At 41.9% G+C, this 22,172-nt stretch carries 17 protein-coding genes; 14 read left to right on the top strand and 3 right to left on the bottom strand.

What is annotated here, in order from left to right; translation table 11 throughout:
• Positions 1 to 2: 2 nt before the first annotated feature.
• Entirely contained in the window at positions 3 to 920 is a 918-nt protein-coding gene (gene rnz, locus MSTHT_RS13455) for a ribonuclease Z (RefSeq protein WP_048168221.1), read from the bottom strand.
• Positions 921 to 1,145: 225 nt separating this feature from the next.
• The gene (locus MSTHT_RS13450) at positions 1,146 to 3,023 is read right to left on the bottom strand and encodes an alpha-amylase family glycosyl hydrolase (RefSeq protein ID WP_048168220.1); all 1,878 of its coding nucleotides are present in this window, start codon (positions 3,021 to 3,023) and stop codon (positions 1,146 to 1,148) included.
• Between the two features lie 537 nt (positions 3,024 to 3,560).
• Between MSTHT_RS13450 and cobA the strand changes: the two genes are divergently transcribed.
• The 14 genes from cobA (at position 3,561) to MSTHT_RS14855 (ending at position 20,567) form a co-directional block, all read left to right on the top strand.
• Positions 3,561 to 4,328 carry a uroporphyrinogen-III C-methyltransferase gene (gene cobA, locus MSTHT_RS13445; RefSeq protein WP_048168219.1) on the top strand — a complete coding sequence of 256 codons (768 nt, stop codon included), beginning with the start codon at positions 3,561 to 3,563 and terminating at the stop codon, positions 4,326 to 4,328.
• A 20-nt stretch (positions 4,329 to 4,348) separates the two neighbouring features.
• Complete coding sequence (locus MSTHT_RS13440) at positions 4,349 to 5,167, top strand: uroporphyrinogen-III synthase (protein WP_048168218.1); 819 nt, start codon at positions 4,349 to 4,351, stop codon at positions 5,165 to 5,167.
• 1 nt (position 5,168) lies between these two features.
• Complete coding sequence (gene ahbC / locus MSTHT_RS13435; protein ID WP_048168217.1) at positions 5,169 to 6,368, top strand: 12,18-didecarboxysiroheme deacetylase; 1,200 nt, start codon at positions 5,169 to 5,171, stop codon at positions 6,366 to 6,368.
• A gap of 283 nt (positions 6,369 to 6,651) precedes the next feature.
• Positions 6,652 to 7,311 (top strand): molybdopterin-dependent oxidoreductase, encoded by a 660-nt coding sequence (locus MSTHT_RS13430; protein WP_048168612.1) that lies wholly within the window; start codon positions 6,652 to 6,654, stop codon positions 7,309 to 7,311.
• 189 nt (positions 7,312 to 7,500) lie between these two features.
• Positions 7,501 to 8,448 (top strand): phosphotransferase, encoded by a 948-nt coding sequence (locus MSTHT_RS13425; protein ID WP_048168216.1) that lies wholly within the window; start codon positions 7,501 to 7,503, stop codon positions 8,446 to 8,448.
• 86 nt (positions 8,449 to 8,534) lie between these two features.
• The gene (locus tag MSTHT_RS13420; protein WP_048168215.1) at positions 8,535 to 9,245 is read left to right on the top strand and encodes an HAD family hydrolase; all 711 of its coding nucleotides are present in this window, start codon (positions 8,535 to 8,537) and stop codon (positions 9,243 to 9,245) included.
• Positions 9,246 to 9,859: 614 nt separating this feature from the next.
• A complete protein-coding gene (locus MSTHT_RS13415) occupies positions 9,860 to 12,469 on the top strand; it encodes a valine--tRNA ligase (RefSeq protein WP_048168214.1) in 2,610 nt (869 codons plus the stop codon).
• An 811-nt stretch (positions 12,470 to 13,280) separates the two neighbouring features.
• Entirely contained in the window at positions 13,281 to 13,649 is a 369-nt protein-coding gene (locus MSTHT_RS13410; protein WP_048168213.1) for a DsrE family protein, read from the top strand.
• 884 nt (positions 13,650 to 14,533) lie between these two features.
• Positions 14,534 to 15,790, top strand: a complete 1,257-nt coding sequence (gene hmgA, locus MSTHT_RS13405; protein WP_048168212.1) for a hydroxymethylglutaryl-CoA reductase (NADPH) — start codon at positions 14,534 to 14,536, stop codon at positions 15,788 to 15,790.
• A gap of 712 nt (positions 15,791 to 16,502) precedes the next feature.
• Positions 16,503 to 18,242, top strand: a complete 1,740-nt coding sequence (locus MSTHT_RS13400; RefSeq protein WP_048168211.1) for a 2-oxoacid:acceptor oxidoreductase subunit alpha — start codon at positions 16,503 to 16,505, stop codon at positions 18,240 to 18,242.
• Positions 18,229 to 19,080, top strand: coding sequence for a 2-oxoacid:ferredoxin oxidoreductase subunit beta (locus MSTHT_RS13395; protein ID WP_048168210.1), 852 nt, complete (start codon positions 18,229 to 18,231; stop codon positions 19,078 to 19,080). Before MSTHT_RS13400 ends, MSTHT_RS13395 begins: the two co-directional genes overlap by 14 nt.
• A gap of 524 nt (positions 19,081 to 19,604) precedes the next feature.
• The gene (locus MSTHT_RS15265; protein ID WP_052721899.1) at positions 19,605 to 19,979 is read left to right on the top strand and encodes a hypothetical protein; all 375 of its coding nucleotides are present in this window, start codon (positions 19,605 to 19,607) and stop codon (positions 19,977 to 19,979) included.
• A 76-nt stretch (positions 19,980 to 20,055) separates the two neighbouring features.
• A complete protein-coding gene (locus MSTHT_RS15260) occupies positions 20,056 to 20,202 on the top strand; it encodes a hypothetical protein (protein WP_231588111.1) in 147 nt (48 codons plus the stop codon).
• A gap of 185 nt (positions 20,203 to 20,387) precedes the next feature.
• Positions 20,388 to 20,567 carry a hypothetical protein gene (locus MSTHT_RS14855; protein ID WP_181952237.1) on the top strand — a complete coding sequence of 60 codons (180 nt, stop codon included), beginning with the start codon at positions 20,388 to 20,390 and terminating at the stop codon, positions 20,565 to 20,567.
• A 294-nt stretch (positions 20,568 to 20,861) separates the two neighbouring features.
• On the opposite strand, the gene hacA is transcribed toward MSTHT_RS14855, so the two are convergent.
• Entirely contained in the window at positions 20,862 to 22,094 is a 1,233-nt protein-coding gene (hacA, locus tag MSTHT_RS13385; protein ID WP_374756223.1) for a homoaconitase large subunit, read from the bottom strand.
• Between the last annotated feature and the right edge of the window lie 78 nt (positions 22,095 to 22,172).

Below are 22,172 nucleotides of genomic sequence, written 5' to 3'. Positions count from 1 at the left end.
TTTTATTCAGACCGGTAGGGAACCTCGATTTCCATCAGATCTTCGGCTATAATCACGTTTTCAAACACTTTTTTCGAATCGTTAAGGAGAGGTTCAGAATCATCAGTATACCGGGAACTTATATGGGTAAGGATGAGCTTTCTGACCCCGGCTTCCTTTGCGAGAGCTGCGACTTCCCCTGCTGTCGAATGTTTGGATTCTTCAGCCCAATCTGCCATCTCGTCCGCGAAACTGCTGTCGTGGATCAGCACATCTGCATCCCTGCTGGCTTCAAGAATGGACTCACAGGGTCTGGTATCTCCGCTGTATACAATAGTCCTTCCGGGCCTTGGGGCTCCCATTACATCTTCGGGTTTTACAAGCTTTCCATCGATTTCTACTGGATTTCCTTTTTGCAACTTTGCGAAAAGAGGACCCGGAGGAATTCCCAGTTCAATTGCCTTTTCTCTATTGAAACGCCCGGGGCGGGGGTTTTCTATAAGGGCATATCCGAGGCTTGAGACACTGTGCTCGGTTTTTAAGGCACGGATCATGTATCCTTCTTTTTCCACAGTATCCCCGGGTTCCAATGGGATACCCTGGACTTCATATTTAAGATTGAAATATCCAAGAGCTTTAAAAAGCTCGGTAAATTCTCTGGTTCCTTCAGGTCCATAGATCAGAAGGGGCTCTTTCCTTCCCATGAAAGACATGGTCTGAATCAGCCCGGGAATACCCAGGAAATGATCTGCATGGAAGTGGGTGACAAAAATCGAGGATAGGTTCATCATTCCTGTCTTTGCCCGCATCATTTGCTGCTGAGTGCCTTCTCCACAATCAAACAGGATGAGCTCTCCTTCCCTATTGATCATTATTGCAGACGGATTCCTGTTGCGTGTAGGCAGAGAGCCTCCAGTACCAAGAAAAATTATGCGAAGCATATCGAATCCACTAAACACTCAGGGAGTATTTATGGATTACCACTAAAAGTATCAGAAAATCCTCAACAAAGTCAACTTTTTAAGCTAAAATCCTATTTCAGGGCATTCGCTAATTAGCATTTCTAGAGCGCTTATCAGAAATCCCGATATTCCTGGAATACTTATCCAACTTTCACAGTCCAGATTCTCCCGTAATTACCTGGAATTCTAAACCGGATTTCTCTGTCAGCCAACTTTCACAGTCCAGATTCTCCCGTAATTACTTGGAATTCTAAGCTGGATTCCTTCGTCAGCAGTGACCCCCTTTAAATTTTCCAGTCCGTGAAGTTCTTCCACGTAATTGCCACTAAACGGAAATTTAAAAAGCACTTCCTGATCCTGATCTCCAAAATTTAGAGCTATGAGGCTAAAAACTCCTTCAAGACTCCTGGAAAACAGCATAATATTCCGGCATTGATAGCGAGTTAAATCATTGTAGAAATAATGTTCTCCCCTGGAAAACTGAGAGTTATTTCTACGAAGCTTGATTAGTTTTCTGACGAGTTGAATCAGAGACCTGCCCTCATGAGTATAGAAGTATTCCCAGCGTACAGGTCTGTATAAAAGTACTCTTCCCCAGCCTTCCTGAGGAAGGAAATAGTTTTCTCCGAACTCCTGTCCCTGCCATAGCATTGGAATTCCTTTTGCTGTAAATAGACCTATTAAATAGGGCTGAACTTTATACCAGAGCGCACGGTCGCCTTCTTTCAAAAGTTCATTATCACTGTCAATTGTTCCAAAGTTGCAGATAAAACGGGAATGATCGTGATTTTCCAGATACTGAAGGGCAGTTTTCATAATATTATCGCCGTTGTTCTGAACCTCAGCCGGATAACCAGATAGCCCAAAAAGAAAGCCCAGACTGGTCAATTGATCGGGATTTCTGGCTGCTTCCCTGGCTGCATTCAAAGTTCCGTTTTGCCAGGTACAGTTACTGAAAGTCTTTCTCAGAATTTCTACTGGTTTTTGCAGTTGTTCAGCGCACTGAATAAGGTTTATGGAGCCATTATTAAAAAATCGCTGCCAGTGGTCGGAAGAGCCTCTTTTTTCTTTGACCATCAGGTAAGTCTCTCGTACCAGTTTCGTATAACCGTTTTCCGAATTCTCAAGCCAGTAACCTGGCACATAATCATACCTGAAACCATCTATGTGGTAAGCGTCGAGCCAGTGATAGTTTACTGTCAAAAAGAAGTCTCTGGTAAATTTATGGTTGAAATCCGTACTCGTTCCAAATGCGTTTTCAGCAAAAGGACCCATAAAGGGATTTTCATCTATGCTCCATCCGAGTTCGTTATAAACATAGAAATAAGGGAAAAGCTGACTTGTGTGAGCATATACAGAGTCAACTATAACTGCTATCCCTTTCTGGTGAGCCGCATCGATTAATTTTTGCATATCCTTCCTGTTTCCGAAGCGCTCATCCACACCAAAGTACCCTATTGGCATAAATCCCCAGTCTACCCTTTTTTCAACATTGGAAAGAGGCATAAGTTCTATGCAGTTTATCCCAAGATCTGCCAGATAATCCAGCTGTTCAATTGCTCCCTGCAGGTCATTTGCAAATTCATTGATCATCAGTTCATACAGAATAATATCATTAATTGAGGGAGTCTTCCATACCAGTTCATGCTCGCTCCATTCGTAATTTTCGTATCCGAGCGTAAACGCAGACAACTTGCCGACTCCAAACTCTCTGGCAAAAGGGTCTATAATCCAGTCAACAGGATTCTGTTTATCCGGATTCTCAAGGCAGTATCGATAGACATATTTGCCTGGAGTTCCCCATGCAGAGTGCGGTTTTGGCTTATCTTGAGGTACGATATTTACTGTTACAGACCAGTAATCTCCATACTCTGAATCTTCGGAATGTTCCATTTCAAAATTCAAAGGTAATATATCCTGAAGGAACTGGTCTTTCTCATGAATCACCCTCACCCATAACTTATTGCCTTTATCTGCTGACACTCCTGGCAACAGGAGCCCGAAGTTAATAACCCCGGGATTCTGTTTATCCTCCCTGGCTCCAAGCTTATGAAGCGGCAGAAAATCAAATCTACTCTGCAAGGTTACTCACACTCCGCACTGGTCTGGAAAATTATTGAAAGTAAGCGTATTATTATCACCTGAAACTCAATTTGAAGGGCTAACCTCAAGAAGTAAAAATAACAACCGTTTAATGTAGAATGAATATTTAATATAATTAAACAGATATTGAATATGGAATTAAATTTTCTTTCAGTACAAAGCTAAACCACTGCTAATAAAAATGAATCACTGTTAATATAGAAGTGAATGAATGTTTAATGTAAAATTAAATTCAAGGATCAATATAGTTTTGGAAATTCAGATTCTAAAAAATGATTCTGAATCCTCACTTTCCGAATTCTAGCATCTTTTTCGCGAAAATAAGGATGATTGGAGCTCTCAAGTTAAGGAAAGCTGAATATTTCTATGCTTAGGATGAAAATAAAATAAATTAATTTTCCTGGCTTTTTAGGAAATCACTGCCTCAATTTTCAGGATATTATATATTCTAAAAACTCGTTAACCTTCTCCAGATTACGCATTTCTATTCAAAAATGATAAAGGAACCGTCGCCATATGTCAGGAAAATACGGAAAAGTTTACCTCGTAGGTTCGGGTCCAGGAGACCCCGAGCTTCTTACCCTGAAAGCCCGCCGTCTGATAGACAGTGCTGAAGTAATTATTTACGACCAGCTTCCCGGAAAAGCTATTCTGGATTCGATGCCGGCAAGTGCGGAAAAGATTGATGTCGGAAAATATGCCGGCAACCACACCATGACCCAGGCTGAGATTAATGAATTGCTTGTGAAAAAGGCTAAAGAAGGAAAAATGGTGGTCAGGCTTAAAGGAGGCGATCCTTATGTCTTTGGGAGAGGGGGAGAAGAAGCCGAGGTACTTGTATCTGAAGGCATTGAGTTTGAGGTCGTGCCAGGAATAACCTCTGCAATTGCAGTGCCTGCTTATGCTGGGATTCCGGTAACACATAGAGAAAGCACATCAATGGTCACTTTCATAACCGGGCATGAGGATCCAACAAAGCCTGAGAGCTGTCTTGACTGGGAAACCCTGGCAAAATTCGGAGGAACAATTGTAATCCTTATGGGCGTGAAAATGCTCGAGCGTAACGCTAATGAGCTAATGAAGCACGGTAAGGATCCTAATACACCCGTTGCGGTCATAGAGAAAGGAACCAGACCCGACCAGAGAGTTACTGTTGGAACTCTTGCAAATATCGCAGAACTTGCGAAGGAACGTGAAGTAAAGGCTCCTGCCATCACGGTCATAGGAGATGTGGTAAGGCTTCATGCAATCCTTGGGGAACAGCGTACAGGGACGGAGTTTTAAGAGTACGAAGGGATTACGATATGACAGGAGAACAGGAGAAGACGAAAATACCGGTCCTTGCAATCATGAGGCCGGAAAGCTACAGGGAAAAATCCGAGGCTCTTGCCAGGAATTACGGCTTTAATCCGCTATATGCCCCTATGATAAAGCTTGAAGGCATAAAAGATGAAGGATTTGAGCCTTTTGTACGGAGAGTCCTTTCCGGTAAGTCTGACTACGTGGTTTTTACCAGTGCAAACGGGGTAACCTTTACCCTGGATAAGCTCTCCGAAGCAGAAAAAGAAAAATTTATCAATGCACTTAAAAAATCCAGAATAATCGCAATCGGACCCAACACAGAAAAGGAACTTGCAAAAATAGGGGTTGACAATTCTTTCCTGCCAGCCGATTATAGCTCAGAAGGGATTGTAGAAGCTCTCTGCCCTGAGATAAAAGGAAAAACAGTAGATCTTGCCAGGAGTGCTTTTGGGGCTAAAGTCTTAATAGAAGGGCTCGAAAAGTGTGGAGCTACGGTTTATGAGACCCACGTGTACACTCTCAGTATCCCTGAAGGAAAGGCTCAGAAAGAGCTGATTGAGCGCACACTTGCAGGGGAAGTGGACGCTTTTGCTTTTACAAGCTCCATGATGGTTAAAGGCTTTATGAAACATGCTAAAGAGCTGGGATCCGAGGAAACTATTAAAGAAACTCTCAATAGAGCCGTGGTGGGAGCGATTGGCGTGCCTACAGGAAAAACCCTGAAGAAATATGGGATTAATACAAATGTAATCCCTGACGAATACACCTTTGAAGCCCTGCTAAAGGCTATAAAGAACCAGCTCAAGAATTTGAAGGATTGACATGATAGGTATATCAAAACTTTACTGCGGGACTGTAGAACCTTCTGATGCCCTTCGCTATGAAAGGGAATCAAAAAAGCTTCCCTCACACCTGCTACAGTTTTCAAAAGATAAAAAGCCAGTTGTGGTCTGGAATATGACCCGCCGCTGCAACCTGAAATGCGTCCATTGTTATGCCCAGGCAAAAGACGTCGAGTTCCAAAATGAGCTTTCGACCGAGGAAGGCAAAGCTCTTATCGATGACCTTGCACAATTTGGAAGTCCGGTAATCCTCTTTTCAGGGGGAGAACCTACCCTGAGAAAAGATCTGCCCGAACTTGCAGCCTATGCCCGTGAAAAAGGGATGAGGGCAGTAATTTCTACAAACGGGACACTGATAAACCGGGATATGGCAAAAAAACTGAAGAGCGTCGGGCTATCTTACGTGGGAGTTTCCCTGGATGGCATAAGAGAAACGAATGATAAATTCAGGGGAGTGAAAGGAGCATTCGACGCAGCTCTTAGAGGGCTTCATAATTGCCAAGAAGAAGGCATAAAAGTGGGCTTGCGTTTTACAATTAACAAACAAAATGTTGCAGATATTCCCGCAATCTTTGACCTGCTTGAGAAAGAAAAAATTCCGAGAATATGTTTTTACCATCTGGTTTATGCGGGCAGGGGTTCGGAAATGATAAGTGAAGATCTCTCCCTTGAAGAGTCCAGGAAGGCTGTAGACCTCATACTCGAGAGGACAAGAAGCCTGCACGAAAAAGGTTTTCCTGCCGAAGTCCTGACCGTTGACAATCATTGTGATGGTCCCTACCTTTATATGAAACTCCTTAAAGAAAACCCGGAAAGAGCGGCTGAGGTATTTGAACTTCTCTCAATGAACCAGGGCAATTCTTCAGGAATAGGTATAGGATGTGTCTCTTGGGATGGTTCGGTGCATGCTGACCAGTTCTGGAGACATTACTCCTTTGGGAACGTGCGAGAACGCCCATTCAGTGAAATCTGGAATGATCTGAGTGATGAACTCATGGCAGGGCTCAAAAACCGGAAACCCCTGATAAAAGCTCACGCCGACCGCTGTGCCCGGTGTAAATGGTTAGAGGTTTGCAATGGGAATTTCAGGGTGCGGGCTGAAGCCGTATACGGCAATGTCTGGGCAGACGATCCTGCTTGTTACCTGACAAAAGAAGAAATAGGGTATTATGAAGCCTGAAATTCATCAGGTTTTACAATACTTTTAATTTTATCTACAATTTGTTTCTTTATTTGCCCTTTATCTACCCCTTTGTTAATTTTTACTCCACCTGTTTTTTCTTATCCTGAGAATATTCCTGCATTATCTTCTTAGAACATTATTCAGGCTGTGTGCATATTTTTGAGCGAGAATAATTAGAATATAATAAAATAACATGCAAGAAGACAATAAAATAGCATATAAAAAGACAATAAAATGGCTTTATAATGAGAAAAGGGCTGAGGGGGGGCAAAACAAATACATGAAATTAATTTCTTTATTCATTACCGTTTTAATAATTCTTTTAACTACCTCTGGTTGCATCTCGGAAAGAGAAGAACCGGAAACCTATGATAATGAAACTGAAAACCTCTCATATGAAGGAAAATCACTGACTCCAATAGCACAGCAACGAAATAATGCCATTAAAGGGACTCAATATATTGACAGGGAGAGCTACAGACTGCAGGTCAACGGGCTGGTGGAAAAGCCTCTAAATCTTACTTATGAAGAAATAACTGCAATGCCTCAGGTTTCGAAAGTTGTGGAGCTGAACTGTGTGGAAGGCTGGAGCTTTACTGCAAAGTGGACAGGAGTAAGGATAGCTGACCTTTTTGAAGAGGCAGGGGCTATGGAGAACGCAACTACCGCGATTTTTTACTGCGCGGATGGCTATTCTACTTCACTTGACAGAGATTACCTGCTAGAAAATGATATAATCCTTGCATATAGGCTCAACGATGTAACCCTGCCTCCGGACAGGGGTTTTCCTCTTCAGCTTGTAGCCGAAGATAAATATGGATATAAATGGGCAAAATGGATAATAAGAATTGAGTTGAGTGACTCGCCTTACAGGGGATACTGGGAGGAAAGGGGATATAATAACACGGCTGACGTCGGTGGACCTGAACTTGAGAGATAAATAAACCTCATCAATCAAACACCAATAAAAATATAATATATCCAAACTTATAGTATGTTGCCAGTTATGAGACCAAAACAAAAAATTGGCAGCCGTTTTATCACAAAAATTAACTTTGGGATGAGAACATACTGCAGGGAAAAAAGTTACAACTGTGGGAATACTTCTGGAAAGTGGGGGTAATTTAAAGTGGCTTCTCGCCATGTTAATGTTTTAAACCCAGGGGATCCTTTCAGGGACTGGCTTGTTGAAGAGGTTATTGGGCATAGACTCAAAAATAAAAAATGTTCTGTTAACGTTTTTAAGTACAACTCTTCCCATACCGTCTGCAGATATGAGTTCATTGGAGAAAATCTCAGTGTAATGGCAAAATTTTTTGCCGAACCTACCGGCCGGCTGAAAGATTATAACCCCCATAATGGCATGATGAACGAATACCAGAATCTTAAAAAAGCTGCATCGGTAATAAACGTTGCAAAGCCTCTTGCAGTCAATAAAAAGTTCAATTGCGTTCTTGTAACCGAACACATACCTGGGAAATCTCTTGCCTGGTATTTCAACCATGAAGAAAAACTTTATGAGAAGCTTGCTGCAGTTGCACACATGCTCAGGCAGCTCCATGAGAACACAAAGGCTTCCTACAATAAGGAAAACGAATTCAGAAATTTTCATGAGGTACTGGATTACCTGAAACTGGATTATGATACCAGAGAGAGTTTTAACAAACTGCTTGGAAAATGGTGGTACAGTTCCCTACTTAACAGGGAGCATGGCTGTATGGTTCATAGGGATGCTACTCCCTCAAATTATATTTTTCACAAAGGCAAGCCTTATGCCCTCGATTTTGAGAGCTCCTGGTTCCAGGCACATCCTGTAAGAGATCTCGGTATTCTTACCGCAGAACTTAAAAATGAGTTTGAACTGCATAAAGGAGGTGGGTGGAAAGCCGAACCGTATATAGGAAATTTTCTCTGGGAGTATAGCATAGATGAAAAGCATTTTAAATATATTACCAGAGTTTTGCCTTTTTTCATGAGTATAGGACATCTCCGTTCGGCAAGGCTCCATCAGGGCGACTATAAAAACTATTTAATTAAAGAAGCACATGAGTGTTTAAAAGCAATTAATTACATGTAAAACGCAATTAAATAAAGCTTAAGTGAAAGAGATATGGGGGAAAGAGTATACCGGGAAATTATGAAACTGAAGAAAGCGAAGGTAAAATCACATCTCTGAGCCATTCTTCCGAGAAGGGAGAGGAGGCATTTGAAAGCTGTCAGACAAAAGGAGTTATTTTTGACTGCTACCAGACCCTCATAGATATCGAAACTGATGAGCACAGGTTGGAAACGTATGAGATTGTAACCAAGTGGCTTGCCTATCAGGGAGTGAAAATAAAGCCAGAAAAATTGCGGGACACTTATATGTTTAAAATCAGGGAAAAAATGGAGGATTCGAGGGAAATATATCCTGAAGTCAGAGTAGAAGAAATATTTGCCGAGATCTGCAAGGAAAATGCGATCTGGAGAATTGATGAAAAAAGCCTCGGAATAGAAACTTCAAGGGTTTTTAGAGCAGCCTCAATGAAAAAACTCCGCCCTTTCCCCCAGAGCATTAAGCTGATTGAACATTGTATAAATATCCCCAAATGCATAGTCTCAAATGGGCAAAGAGTTTTCTCCGAACTGGAACTTCGATTTCTCGGGCTTTACGATTATTTCGATTTCGTAATCTTCTCATCGGATGTGGGATACAAGAAACCTGATCTCAGGCTTTTTATGACTGCGCTTAAAAGGATGGACCTTGAACTCGAACCCACGTGTGTCGTGTCTATTGGAGATTCTTACGAAAACGATATATTGCCTGCAAGGAAATTGGGAATGCGAGCCATGCGTATTAGTGAAGCCTGGGAGCATTTCGGTTTGAAGGACTAACTGTATAAAAAAGTAAACAGTTTTCGTGAAAATAGTGAGATTTTAAAAGCTTGCTTAATCCTTTTCTTTTTATGGGGTTTTTCTGCTTTTTAAAAACCACCAGAAAACGATATATCCGCCTCAGAGCCTGGGAATTAATGCAATACAGATCCACAAGGCATGGAAATATGCATAACAGGCACACATGGTAGAAAGAAGAAAGAACCAGCCTATACGAAGAAAAAAATCCCTCATTAAACCGGATCAAAGTTGAATCTAAGCTGAATTCAGGCTAGATTCTCTTCACACATTTTATTGTAGTTATTTCTATCCTTTAATTTTCCACTCTAAATTCTCACATTTTCATGAAAACTGCTATATTCTAACAGGGTTACTATATGCTGAAAACTGTGAGATTGTTATCAAACTGGTCACAAATGTTTTTTCTGTAAACTGATTTCTCATAGAAAAAATGCAATCAGGGTAACTCAAATATATATATTTCAGAAAATATCGAATTGTTACCGGATAGTAAGAAATTTTCACTTCGCACAAACCTAGATATATTTAAATAATCGCAAGCACTCTAAAACCCAAGAAATTCTTACACTATTCCCCACTCATGGAGTGTCTTTATGACAGAATCAGAAATCCCGAAAGAATACAATGCAAAAGAGGTTGAGGAAAAGTGGATGGAGAAATGGAACCTCTCCATGTACCATTTCAACTGGGAAGAGGACCCCCGCCCCCAGTATATTATTGACACCCCACCTCCCTATCCTACAGGCAATTTTCATATCGGAAATGCGCTTAACTGGTGCTATATTGACTTTATTGCCCGATACAAACGTATGCGCGGGTACAATGTGATGTTCCCCCAGGGCTGGGACTGCCATGGTCTTCCAACTGAAGTCAAGGTAGAAGAGATTCACGGTATAACGAAAAATGAGGTTCCACGTGCCGAGTTCCGCAGGATGTGCAGGGAACTGACCGCAGAAAATATCGAAAAGATGCGAAAAACAATGCTACGCCTTGGCTTTTCCGTCGACTGGAGCAACGAATTCGTTACCATGGATCCATCATACTTTGTAAAAACACAGAAATCTTTTGTCAGGATGTACAATGATGGATACATATATCACGAAGAACACCCTGTCAACTGGTGCCCCCGCTGTGAAACTGCCATTGCTTTTGCAGAAGTTGAGTACGAATCAAGGCAAACAAAGCTTAATTTTGTCCATTTTGACAAGGTAGACATTGCAACCACGAGACCCGAACTTATGGCAGCCTGTGTTGCAGTTGCAGTAAATCCCGAAGATGAACGTTACAAACAGTACGTCGGTCAGGAAATTACAGTACCTATCTTTGGGCAGAAAGTGACCATAATTGCCGATGAGGATGTTGAGCCTGAATTCGGTACAGGTGCCGTAATGATCTGTACTTTCGGAGACAAACAGGATGTTCGCTGGTGGGTTAAATACCAGCTGCCCCTTATAAAAGCAATCGACAAGCAGGGCAGGATGACAAAAGCAGCAGGCAAGTATGAAGGTATGAGCATTGAAGAATGCAGGGAAGCTGTCATTGCTGACCTGAGAGCTGCAGGTTTCCTTTATGACCAGAAACCTCTGGAGCAGAATGTTGGGCTCTGCTGGCGCTGCGACACCCCCATCGAGATTCTTTCAGAGCCCCAGTGGTTCGTAAAGATTGACAATGACGGCATCCTGAAAGCTGCAGATGAGATCAAATGGTATCCTGAGTATATGAAAGTCAGACTCCAGAACTGGACAGGCACTATGGAATGGGATTGGTGTATATCCAGGCAGAGAGTCTTTGCAACCCCAATCCCAATCTGGTACTGTAAATCATGTGGGGAAGTAATGGTTGCAGAAGAGAGCTGGCTCCCGATTGACCCGAATGAAGCAGCCCCGAAGAAAGCCTGCGCCTGCGGTTCAACCGAATTTGAACCTGAAACCGATGTGCTGGACACCTGGATGGACTCCTCTATTACGGCATTACATGTCACGGGCTGGGAAAGCGAACATGAACTCCGTCTGCCTGCACAGATTCGTCCCCAGGGTCATGATATTATTAGAACCTGGGCTTTTTACACGATCCTGCGGAGCCTTGCCCTTGAAGGGAAAAAGCCCTGGGATTCTATAGTTATCAATGGCATGGTGCTCGGGCCTGATGGTCATAAAATGAGCAAGTCCCTTGGAAACATAATTTCCCCAGAAGAGGTTGTCTCACAATACAGTGCCGATGCTTTCAGGCAGTGGGGTGCTGTTGGCGGCTCAACAGGCTCGGATATAATGTTCCGCTGGAAGGATGTGGTCTCAGCTTCTCGCTTCCTTCAGAAGATGTGGAGTATCTACAGATTCTCAATGTCTCATCTGAAGGACTTTGGACCTGAAGATGCCGAGAAATTCCCAACAGATTCCCTCCGTACAATCGACAGGTGGCTTCTGAGTAAGCTGAACAAGCTTGTGGACACTGCGACAAAAGAGCTTGATGCATACCAGTTTGATTCCACATTTAAGGCTATAAGAGGTTTTGCCTGGGAAGTCCTTGCCGATAACTATCTGGAACTCGTAAAAGGCAGACTTTACGGCGGTGAGCCTGAAGGCAGGAGAGCAGCGCAGTATGTGCTCTACCAGACAATTAAGACTCTTTCGCTTCTGCTGGCACCATTTATACCCTTCTTTGCGGAGGAACTTTATTCCAGGTTTAGCGATGAAAGTGTCCATACACAGGCCTGGCCTGCAGTCAATGAGAGCTTCATAAACGAAGAAGCCGAAGCCGCTGGAGAGCTTATCAAGGATATAACTGGTGAGGTCCGCAGGTACAAGTCCGAGCTTGGAATGGCACTTAATGCTCCTCTGAAAAAGCTTGAGATTTATAATGTCGATATAGATACAGGAGATATCGCAGGTGCAACGAACTCGGAAGTTGAGTTGATGGAAGGTGCTCCTTCCTTTGAATATGTACCAGTGGAAGTAAAACCAAATATGGGTATCCTGGGCCCGAGATTCAGAAAAGATGCAGGCGCTGTCGTGAAAGCTCTCAAGGCAGAAGACCCTGCTGCTGTTGAAGCCCAGAAGGTATCCGGAAAAATAACTGTTATTGTAAATGACGAGTCGATCGAACTTGAACCCGAAGCCGTGGAGATAAGGAAAGAAGTGATCTCTGGCGGCAGAGAGGTCGATGTGCTTGAAGTCAGAGGTGCGGTTATTGTGATTGTAAGGTAAGCTTCTGCTTACCTTTTTTCATAAAAAATATCCTTTATTGCTCAAATTAAGCTTATTTTTGCGGTTTTTACGAACATCTCAAAACGGGACATCTTAAGATTAGACTCGTGAACTACTGCTAAACTTATTTAGCAGCTTCCTGGTTCACAGATGACCTTTTGGCATATCAAATAGGCTCGAATCGGGCAGTTCCTATCCTACTGAGTTGTCCATTCGTTTGTATCGGCTTTACATGAAAACGAACCTGTTACAGTGCATTTATTCAAGACCTGTTTAACCCCTGAGATAAAGACTCAGGAGTTTTACGCTCTTATATAAATTCACGTTAATGTTTATATGTAAACTCAAGTTCCGACTTTAATCTGCGAACTGTAAAACCTATTTTCCTGAAATAGTTTCTCATTATACCGGAATTTTTATATTTCAATGACGGCAAAAATAGATTTTCAGTTTACAATACGAAGGAAAATACAATAAGAAGGAAAATATATAAATTGCCCAGCTTAGATTGAGGACTCTTGCAAAGTAGAAATTTCCAATACGAATCATTTAGAATTAGCCTCCAACTTTAAAAAATTTTTGGCGTCAAAAAGTTCAGGATAACTGTGAGGTGATAAAACAATTGTCTAATTTTACATTGCGATTGAATCAGTTGACCAGATGTAAGTATCCAGACTTCACAGAATGCCTTATAGATAAACAAAATTATTTAAATAATGTGAAAAAATATTGACTCGCTTTTTCAATGTGAAACTTTATATACATCTAGGTAATCTGTTTCAGAAATGTATTATTCAGATCTGGAGTTCTTATGACAAAAGTCGAAAAGGTACTACTGCTGCTCAAAAACATGGTTTACGAGAGCACCAGCCCACAGGAAACTCTTAAATTTGCGAAGTATTATCGGAGTAAGGGGCTTGACGTACTTGTTATCCTATGGGGACCTATGGGAGTGTTGCTTGCAAAGAAAGACAAAACAAGAGGATCACCCAAATATGATGTTTCTGTTCAGGAATGCATTGACATGGGAGTAGAGTTCCGATGCTGCCAGCTTGCCTCGGACATGATCGGGCTTAAGAAAGAAGAGTTAATTCCTGGAATCGAGTTCATCTGCTCAAAAGATGTAGCTGAGCTCCTGTTGACATATACCGAAGAAAACCAGCTGATTATCAGTTTCTGAGCCTGAGAAACTTCTAAAGATTAAACTAGGCATTTAAGAAATAAAGACTTTAAGTAATTGGATATGTTTTACTCTAGCTCTTTCTTAAGTAAGGTTTTCTTCAATCTAGCTGTACCCTGCCTAGCTGATTATACCCTGCCAAACAGGCGCTTGAGCCAGGGAACACCTGCCAATAATGACCTGCCTGTGACCTGCCTGTAGATCTTTAAGCTACACCTCAATACATTTCTACTTCAATATTTCTACCTCAATACATTTCAGCCATTTTAAATCCTAACTGTTTCTTGAATTTGAAATACAAATTTTTTTCAAAAAAGAGCGTAAAAAGTGCTTAACTGAAAACTTTTTAGAAAAAAGTTTGATCACAAGCCTTTTGAAAAAAGGCTTGAGCGAAAACCCCGAGCAACGGCGTAGTCAAGCAGTGCAACTCTTGATGATAAACCGGCGCAACGGTTGCGGTTCAATGGGCTGTAACTGGCAATAAAAATTTTTGTTATATCTCGAGTTTTGAGAGAAGTTTCATACTATTTTTTAATTTTAACCTGTATCGACAGAACCTTTAATCTTTGGTATAGATTAGTTAAACAGGTTGGTCATAGCAGAAAAAATCACATTAAGGAATGAGTTATATGTCAATATGCACATAATTAGAATAAAAATATAAAAACGCGGCTCAAACCAGCGAGTGTTTGTGATTAAACAGGGCAGCATCTATGATCAAACTGGTAACGTTTGCGAATTATAATTAATGTGCACATAATCAGGAGAAAATAGTTTTAACATAAAATATGTGATTTCAGAATACTAAATTAATATGAATGTTTTAGCTATTCAGTTAATTAATTTTAAAGTTAGGGAAGAAAATAGGTTAAGCAGGTGGTTTTGTGTTTTTGCAGGATTATGAACTGAGCGAGGAAGAGAAAATTCTCTTACAAAAGGTTCTGGATGGAGATGTGGCGCTTCGTAAGATTGAGGAGGTCGCAGACCCGTTAACGGCAGTAAAAATTAGACGGCTTGCAATACAGGAGTTTGCGAAGCTAGAGTTCGAACATATACAGAATTTTTCCCTTGATGTAGAGGCTATATCGAAAAAGAATATAGAAAACATGATAGGGGCAGTTCAGATTCCACTAGGAGTTGCTGGGCTTCTGAAAGTAAATGGTGAATATGCTAACTCCGAATATTATATCCCGCTTGCTACAACCGAAGGAGCCCTTGTCGCCAGCGTAAACCGCGGATGCTCGGTCATCACAAAATCAGGAGGGGCAAACGTCAGGATTTTTGAAGATGAAATGACAAGAGCTCCTGTTTTTAAGCTTGATAGCCTTGAAAGAGCCAAGAAATTTTATGAATGGGTAAAATGCCCTGAGATTTTTGAACAGATGAAAGAAGTTGCCGAAAAAACAACCCGTTTTGGAAAACTGATCTCTGTAAAACCTTTCATAACAGGCACATACGTATATCTCAGATTCTCGTACGATACAAAAGATGCCATGGGTATGAACATGGTGACTATAGCTACGGATGCAATCATGCACCTGATAGAAGATGAATTCGGCGCACATCCGGTTACCCTCTCAGGAAATATGTGTACTGACAAAAAACCCGCTTCAATAAGCGCAATTCTTGGAAGAGGAAAAACGGTTGTAGCCGAGGTCACAATTCCAAAAGAGATTGTCAAAGAAGTTCTCAAATGTACGCCTGAATCCATGTTTGAGGTAAACTACAGCAAAAACCTTCTTGGCTCAGCAAGAGCAGGAGCACTTGGCTTCAATGCCCATGCTGCAAATATCATTGCTGCGATTTACCTGGCCTGCGGACAGGATGCAGCTCATGTTGTTGAAGGGAGCACTGCCATTACGAGCATGGAGCTTACAAAATATGAAGAGATTCACTGTACTGTTACTCTGCCTGCCCTGCTTGTGGGGACTGTTGGGGGAGGCACCGGGCTTGGAACCCAGAGAGATTGCCTGAACCTTCTCGGTGTTTCAGGTGCAGGGGATGTTCCCGGGATAAACTCCAAAAAGTTTGCTGAAATCGTAGCTGCCGCCGTGCTTGCAGGAGAAATTTCTCTTATTGGAGCCCAGGCTGCAGGACATCTTGCACGTGCTCACGCCCAGCTCGGCCGTGGAAAGTTCTAACGCAAACTTTTTAGAAAAAAGTTTGATCACAAGCCTTTTGAAAAAAGGCTTGAGCGAAAACGACATAACAGTGTGATCAACGGCGCTAACAAGCCCTTTCAAAGAGGGCTTGTGCAGATCTTCTTGGGAAATTACGATCTGAGAGTTTGTTAGTAAAAGCTGGATTTCGCCTGATGAGGGAAAGTTATATTTTAAGATTTTTTATATAACTGTTAAAGAAATTAGAAATGTTTATTAAAATACGGTTTTTTGAATTTAATTTGGAGGCGGCATGAGCAATCTTGTAGATCTCCTGGTCTGTGCAATAACTTCACTGCTTTGTTTTTAATAATATGCGCTGCAGGAGGAGATATTGATACTCGGAGTTGCCCTTGTTTTAATAATATTTTTAACCCAACTTTATAATGTATTTCCCTCACGAGTTTTCCAAACAACGAGAAGAAGCAAGATTATTTAAGGTTTAATAATAATATTTTTCTCGAGGAGCTCAAAAGAGGGGAAGGCTAATAAGGTAAGTGACAGCAGAGAAAGGAAAAAATTAGCCGATAAAAATCTCTATTTTGCTGTTGCTCATACAACAATGTTCGTATAATTAAATTCGCACAGCTAAGGCATGAGATCAGGACTCACACAATTAAAACTTACAAGGCAAAAGTGACGTTAAACTGAGCAAGCCAGAAAAACTGAGATAAATCAAAAATTAAGAAACAGATTGGGGGTTAAGTTTCTGGAATATACGCTTCGGATAGGAGGAGAAGCCGGACAGGGGCTACAGACAATAGGAGGAGCTCTTGCAAAGGTCTTCTCGCGAATAGGATACCATGTGTTTTCACACCAGGACTACATGTCCAGGATACGAGGGGGGCATAATTTTTACCAGATCCGATTTTCCGACCATGAAATATCAGCTTCCAGAGAGATACTTGACATTCTTCTCGCTCTTGACCTGAACACTATTGAGATTCACAGAAAGAGTGTGAAAGACGGAGGATTTATTCTCTATGACTCCGAAATTGCTAAAAAGAAGTTTGAAGAGCCGGAATTCATAGATATTCCTTTCCGAAAGATAGCACTGGATGTCGGAAAACAAAGTGTTATGGCAAATACCGTAGCAACCGGGGCAGTTCTTGGGCTGCTTGATCTGGGGCTGGAGGCACTTAAACAGATCCTGAGAGAAACTTTCAGCAGAAAAGGAGAAGAAGTAGTCCAGAATAATATAGCCTGCGCAGAGGCAGGATACAAATATGCTCTTACAAACTGCCCCAGATGTGAAGCTTTCGGAATCCGTGAGCCTGAAAACAAAAGGCTCATGCTTATAACCGGACTGCAGGCAATCGCAATTGGAGCAATTATGTCAGGATGCAAGTTCTACTCAGCGTATCCTATGTCACCTTCAACAGGAATTATGGAGTACCTGGCTTCCAGAGCAGAGGAGTATAATCTTGTTGTTGAGCAGGCTGAAGACGAAATTGCAGCTATTAATATGGCAATAGGGGCTTCTTTTGCAGGTGTAAGGGCTATGACCGGGACGTCCGGAGGAGGATTCGCTCTCATGGTAGAGGGTCTTGCCCTTGCAGGAATGACCGAAACTCCTCTTGTGATTGCGGAAATGCAGCGCCCTGGACCGGCTACGGGTCTTCCCACACGCACCGAGCAGGGAGATTTGCTTTTTGTTCTTCACGCAGGTCATGGGGAATTTCCAAGAGTGATTTTTGAACCAGGAACTCCTAAACAGGCTCTTTACCTGACTAATAGGGCTTTTGAACTTGCTGAAAAGTACCAGATCCCTGTGTTCATCCAGTCTGATCAGTATCTTGCAGAATCCGAATGGACCTTTGATAGCCTAGATTCAGAAAAGCTGATCTATAACGATTACCGGATGAGGGAAGAGGATCTTAAAGGCGTTAAGAAGTATGAACGCTACAAGTATTCCAGTACAGGAATTTCCCTGCTTGCGGTTCCCGGAGAAGCAGGAAAGCACCTTGTCGTGGCAGATAGTGATGAGCATGATGAGGAAGGACACATTATAGAGGATTCCGAGACCCGCATTAAAATGGTTCAGAAAAGGCTTCTGAATAAACTGCCGCTTATAAAAGATGAAATCGAAGCTCCTCTTTTATATGGAGATCCCTCCCCAAAAATAGTGCTTGTAGGACACGGATCTACCTACGGAGTGATAAAAGAGGTAGTTGATACCATTCCCAAGGAAAAGAAAGCTGCAATGCTGCACTTCAGCCAGATCTTCCCTCTTCCCAAGCTGGATAGGTTCGATTATATTGAACTTCTTAAGAACGCAGACCTTACAATTTGCATAGAAAACAACGCCACCGGGCAGTTTGCAAAACTTATAAGGGCAGAAACCGGATTTGAATTCTCCCATCAGATCAGTAAATACGACGGGAGACCTTTTACAATTGAAAACCTGAAGGAGGAGTTGCATGCCTACCTTTGAAGATTATGAAGGTCAGGTTCCAGCCTGGTGCCCCGGATGTGGGAATTTTCAAATTCTTTCGACTATCAAACATGCACTTGTAGAACTTGGAATTGAGCCCTGTCAGGTCCTTGTCGTTTCGGGGATAGGGCAGGCTGGAAAACTGCCCCATTATATTAAATGTCATACATTCAACGGGCTGCATGGAAGAACCCTGCCTGTAGCTACTGCTGCAAAACTTGCCAACCATTCCCTTCACGTGATTGCAGTTGCTGGAGATGGCGATTGTTATGGGGAGGGAGGAAACCATTTTCTTCATGCAATTCGACGGAACCCGAATATTTCGCTGTTCGTGCATAATAACCAGGTATATGGACTGACCAAGGGGCAGGCATCTCCCACTACAGCCGAGGGAACATACACAACAATTCAGCCTTACGGCGTACTCCAAGAGCCGATGAATCCGCTAGCCATAGCAATTTCTCAAAACTGCAGTTTTGTAGCCAGGGGTTTTGCAGGAGATCAGGAATTTCTTAAAGAACTTATGAAAGCTGCAATAACACACAGGGGCTTTGCTCTTCTTGACATTCTTCAACCCTGTGTTACCTTTAACAAGATAAATACCTTCAAGTGGTACCGGGATAGAATTTACAGGCTAGGAGACGACTATGACCCTTCGGACCGTATTAAAGCATTCGAAAAGGCTCTGGAGTGGGGAGATAAGATACCTAATGGGATTTTTTACAAATGCAAGAGAGACGTCTTTGAGGATAGAGTGCCGGCAATTCAGGAAAAGCCCCTTGTAAGACAGAAATTTTCCCTTGAAGAAGCAAAGCGCGAGATTGAGAGATTTTATTAAATTTTTTTCTTTTCTATTTTTATTTATTTTCTATTATTATTTATAACACTGCTGGGATTCCAGCTTTACGCAGAAGACGTTAAGTTCAGAGCTGCCAGTATAAACAGAACCGCTATCTAATTCTTTCATTTCAGAATGGGGCTCATTACAAGGCTTATTCGGTAAAAATACATTTAATTCTTCCAAAAATAACGATATAGGTTTTAAAATTTTCTGTTTGTTATTTTACTTATAGAGCATTTATAAGTTTTTAAAATGTTAATGCAATAAGCTAAAGGTTTAGCAGGAAAAGTTAATAAATTTAAAGATGTTTTCTTTCTAAAAATTATTATTATGTGAGGGGCTGATGAAGCCCACGCAAAGTGAGTAACCAATACAAAACCCGATAGATACCATGCAAATTAGCCTCTGCGCATTATTTCCTGTAGCAAATTTCTATCTGGAGGCAATAGAGGAGAATCATGGTGTCATAACCTTCACGTTTTATAATGCTTTCATTCAGAGGAAAAAAGGAGTAAGATGGAATGAAAGGAATTTCCAGTATTTTTAAGAAAGGGGAAATAGCCTTCACTGCACTTGAATCTGCAATAGTAATGACTGCTTTTTTAGTGATTGCAGCAGCGTTCTCTTATGTGATTATCGGGGCAGAACACTCTACTTTTGAAAGAGTTACATCTAATGAGGTTGTAGAACGATCAGGTCCATCCATTGAACTTGCGGGGAGCGTGATAGCAAAAGCAAGCGACAGTAAAGTAAACAATATTATCCTTACGCTTCAACTCGCAAAAGACCAGCCACCGGTAAATGTAGGAGTAGATAGCAGTCAAGGACTGATGATAATATCCTATTTAGACCGTGTCACTTATGTAGCAAGTACAAACTGGACCAAGAGTTTATAGGGAGAATGATGGAGATGATCTGCTGGAGCAATATGAAAAAGTAGAGATCAACATTACTGCACCAGCCAATTCAACATTGCAGAGCACGGAAGCAGGGGATGTGGTTAACAGTGAATTCAGGCTTGAGATTAAACCAGAGACAGGTGAAGTCATACCTGTGTCAAGCACTATACCTGCCCAGATCGACACGGTTATGAGCCTGAAGCACACCTCAATGGATTAAAAGATATTCTTCTCTTGAAGGTATTAAAACATACAGGCAGTATTCAGATAAAAAGAAGAAAGAATTCCTTGCCTGGGCAGAGTCTGAAAATCTGTCAGCACGCAAAAAAATGAAAGATGGTGGCGGGAGAAGCCCGTCACATAATTAAAAAATCAGTTCTTAAGCTTTAGCTCTTACATCTTTCAATGAAGATGGAAAAGCCCTTCTTTTGCCTTGTTGAGATGCTTGTTAGCTTCCTCGATTTTATTGGCAGCTTCGAGGATATCATTAGAAGCATCGAGAAAACCATCTTTTTTGGCTTTCTGAGCCCATTCCTTGAGGCTCTGTATGTGGCTTTCGTTATGTTCGATCCAGTGGTCAATTAAACTCGAAAGATTTTCGTGACTGAGTTCTTCAGTAATAGTTGTCCCTCCTGTTCAAATATATGCAACTCAAGGTATAAATGTCCGCTGGATATAAACAAAATTTTTACAATGCTTGACAGAAAAAATAAAATGCAGATAAAAAATAGAAAACGTGAGATAACAAAAAAACAGAAAACGTAAGATGATAAAAAATATAAAATGATAAAAAATAGAAAATATAAAATGACAAAAATAGAAAATATAAAATGACAAAAAGTAAAAAACAGATAAAAATCTGGTTTTCACTTCTAAGATTTAAATTTTTCTTGGGTCTGTGATTTCACCTGATAGTGCCGAAGCTGCTGCGGTTGCAGGAGACGCAAGGTAGATAAAACCGCCTTTTCCCATCCTGCCTTTGAAATTCCGGTTTGCAGTTGAAATACAGACCTCGCCTTCCCCGAGCACTCCCTGATGAGCACCAAGACAGGGCCCGCAGCCTGGTGTCGCAAGAGTGACGCCTGCTTTGAGCAGAGTTTCCATTGTCCCGTTTTCAATTGCCGCAAGGAGAGTTGTGCGGGATGCAGGAATTACTACGGTCCTGACCGCAACCTTTTTCCCCTTAAGGATTGAGGCTGCAATCTCAAGATCCTCAAGCCTCCCGTTTGTGCATGTCCCTATAAATACCTGGTCTACATGGATACCTTCGACCTCTCCCACAGGCTTTACATTGTCTACCTGGTGCGGGCAGGCGACCTGAGGCTCGATATCATCAGCAGAGTAAGTTAATTCTTCTGCATAGACTGCGTCATGGTCGGCATAAACCGGCTCATAGGGAGCAACTGCCCGATTATTCAGGAAATTGAAGATTTTCTCGTCCGGCGGAACAATCCCGGTTTTTGCTCCCATTTCAATTGCCATGTTGCAGAGCGTCATCCTGCCTGAAACCGATAGTTCGGAAATAGATGATCCGTAAAACTCTACAGCCTTATACGTGGCACCGTCAATTCCGGTTTTCCCTATCAGATAAAGAGTCAGGTCTTTCGCATAAACACCTTCTCCAAGCCTTCCTTCAACCGTGAACCTGAGGCTCTCAGGCACTTTAAACCAGAGTTTGCCTGTGGCGAAAATCTCAGCCATATCCGTAGCTCCCACGCCTGTTGCAAAAGCCCCGAAAGCCCCATAGGTGCAGGAATGCGAATCGGCTCCCACAACCAGTTTTCCTGGCAGTGCGAATCCGTTTTCAGGAAGTACCTGATGGCAGATTCCTTCCCCAATCTCATAAAAGTTCGGGATGCCCTGCTCCTTTACCCATTCTCTGATCTCTTTTTGTAGTGTCGCTGACGTTTCATTATTTGCAGGCGCAATGTGGTCGAAAGGAATTACTATCCTTGAGGAGTCCCAGACCTCTTTCATCCCCATTTCCTTGAAAGCATTAACTGCAAGTATCGAGGTGCCGTCATGCGCCATCGCATAATCGATATCTGCCAGGACAAAATCATTTGCCTTTGCCTCTGTTCCCGCTGCCCGGGAGAAGATTTTCTCACTAATTGTTCCCAAAAGTAAGTCTCCTGTCTGATGATCAAATGACAATATGATATGAGGAAAAATTCAGATTTCTGAATTCTT

This window comes from Methanosarcina thermophila TM-1 (assembly GCF_000969885.1).
In the GTDB taxonomy this organism is placed as follows: Archaea; Halobacteriota; Methanosarcinia; order Methanosarcinales; family Methanosarcinaceae; genus Methanosarcina; species Methanosarcina thermophila.
The sequence above is the reverse complement of the archived record's forward strand: the minus strand, read 5'-3'. Positions and strand labels throughout refer to the sequence as shown.

Coding starts and splice junctions, on each gene's coding strand:
- MSTHT_RS13440 (WP_048168218.1), top strand. CDS start 4,349: ATGACAGGAGAACAGGAGAAGACGAAAATACCGGTCCTTGCAATCATG.
- MSTHT_RS13415 (WP_048168214.1), top strand. CDS start 9,860: ATGACAGAATCAGAAATCCCGAAAGAATACAATGCAAAAGAGGTTGAG.
- cobA (WP_048168219.1), top strand. CDS start 3,561: ATGTCAGGAAAATACGGAAAAGTTTACCTCGTAGGTTCGGGTCCAGGA.
- MSTHT_RS13430 (WP_048168612.1), top strand. CDS start 6,652: ATGAAATTAATTTCTTTATTCATTACCGTTTTAATAATTCTTTTAACT.
- rnz (WP_048168221.1), bottom strand. CDS start 920: ATGCTTCGCATAATTTTTCTTGGTACTGGAGGCTCTCTGCCTACACGC.
- MSTHT_RS14855 (WP_181952237.1), top strand. CDS start 20,388: ATGAAGATGGAAAAGCCCTTCTTTTGCCTTGTTGAGATGCTTGTTAGC.
- ahbC (WP_048168217.1), top strand. CDS start 5,169: ATGATAGGTATATCAAAACTTTACTGCGGGACTGTAGAACCTTCTGAT.
- MSTHT_RS13395 (WP_048168210.1), top strand. CDS start 18,229: ATGCCTACCTTTGAAGATTATGAAGGTCAGGTTCCAGCCTGGTGCCCC.
- MSTHT_RS15265 (WP_052721899.1), top strand. CDS start 19,605: ATGAAAGGAATTTCCAGTATTTTTAAGAAAGGGGAAATAGCCTTCACT.
- MSTHT_RS13410 (WP_048168213.1), top strand. CDS start 13,281: ATGACAAAAGTCGAAAAGGTACTACTGCTGCTCAAAAACATGGTTTAC.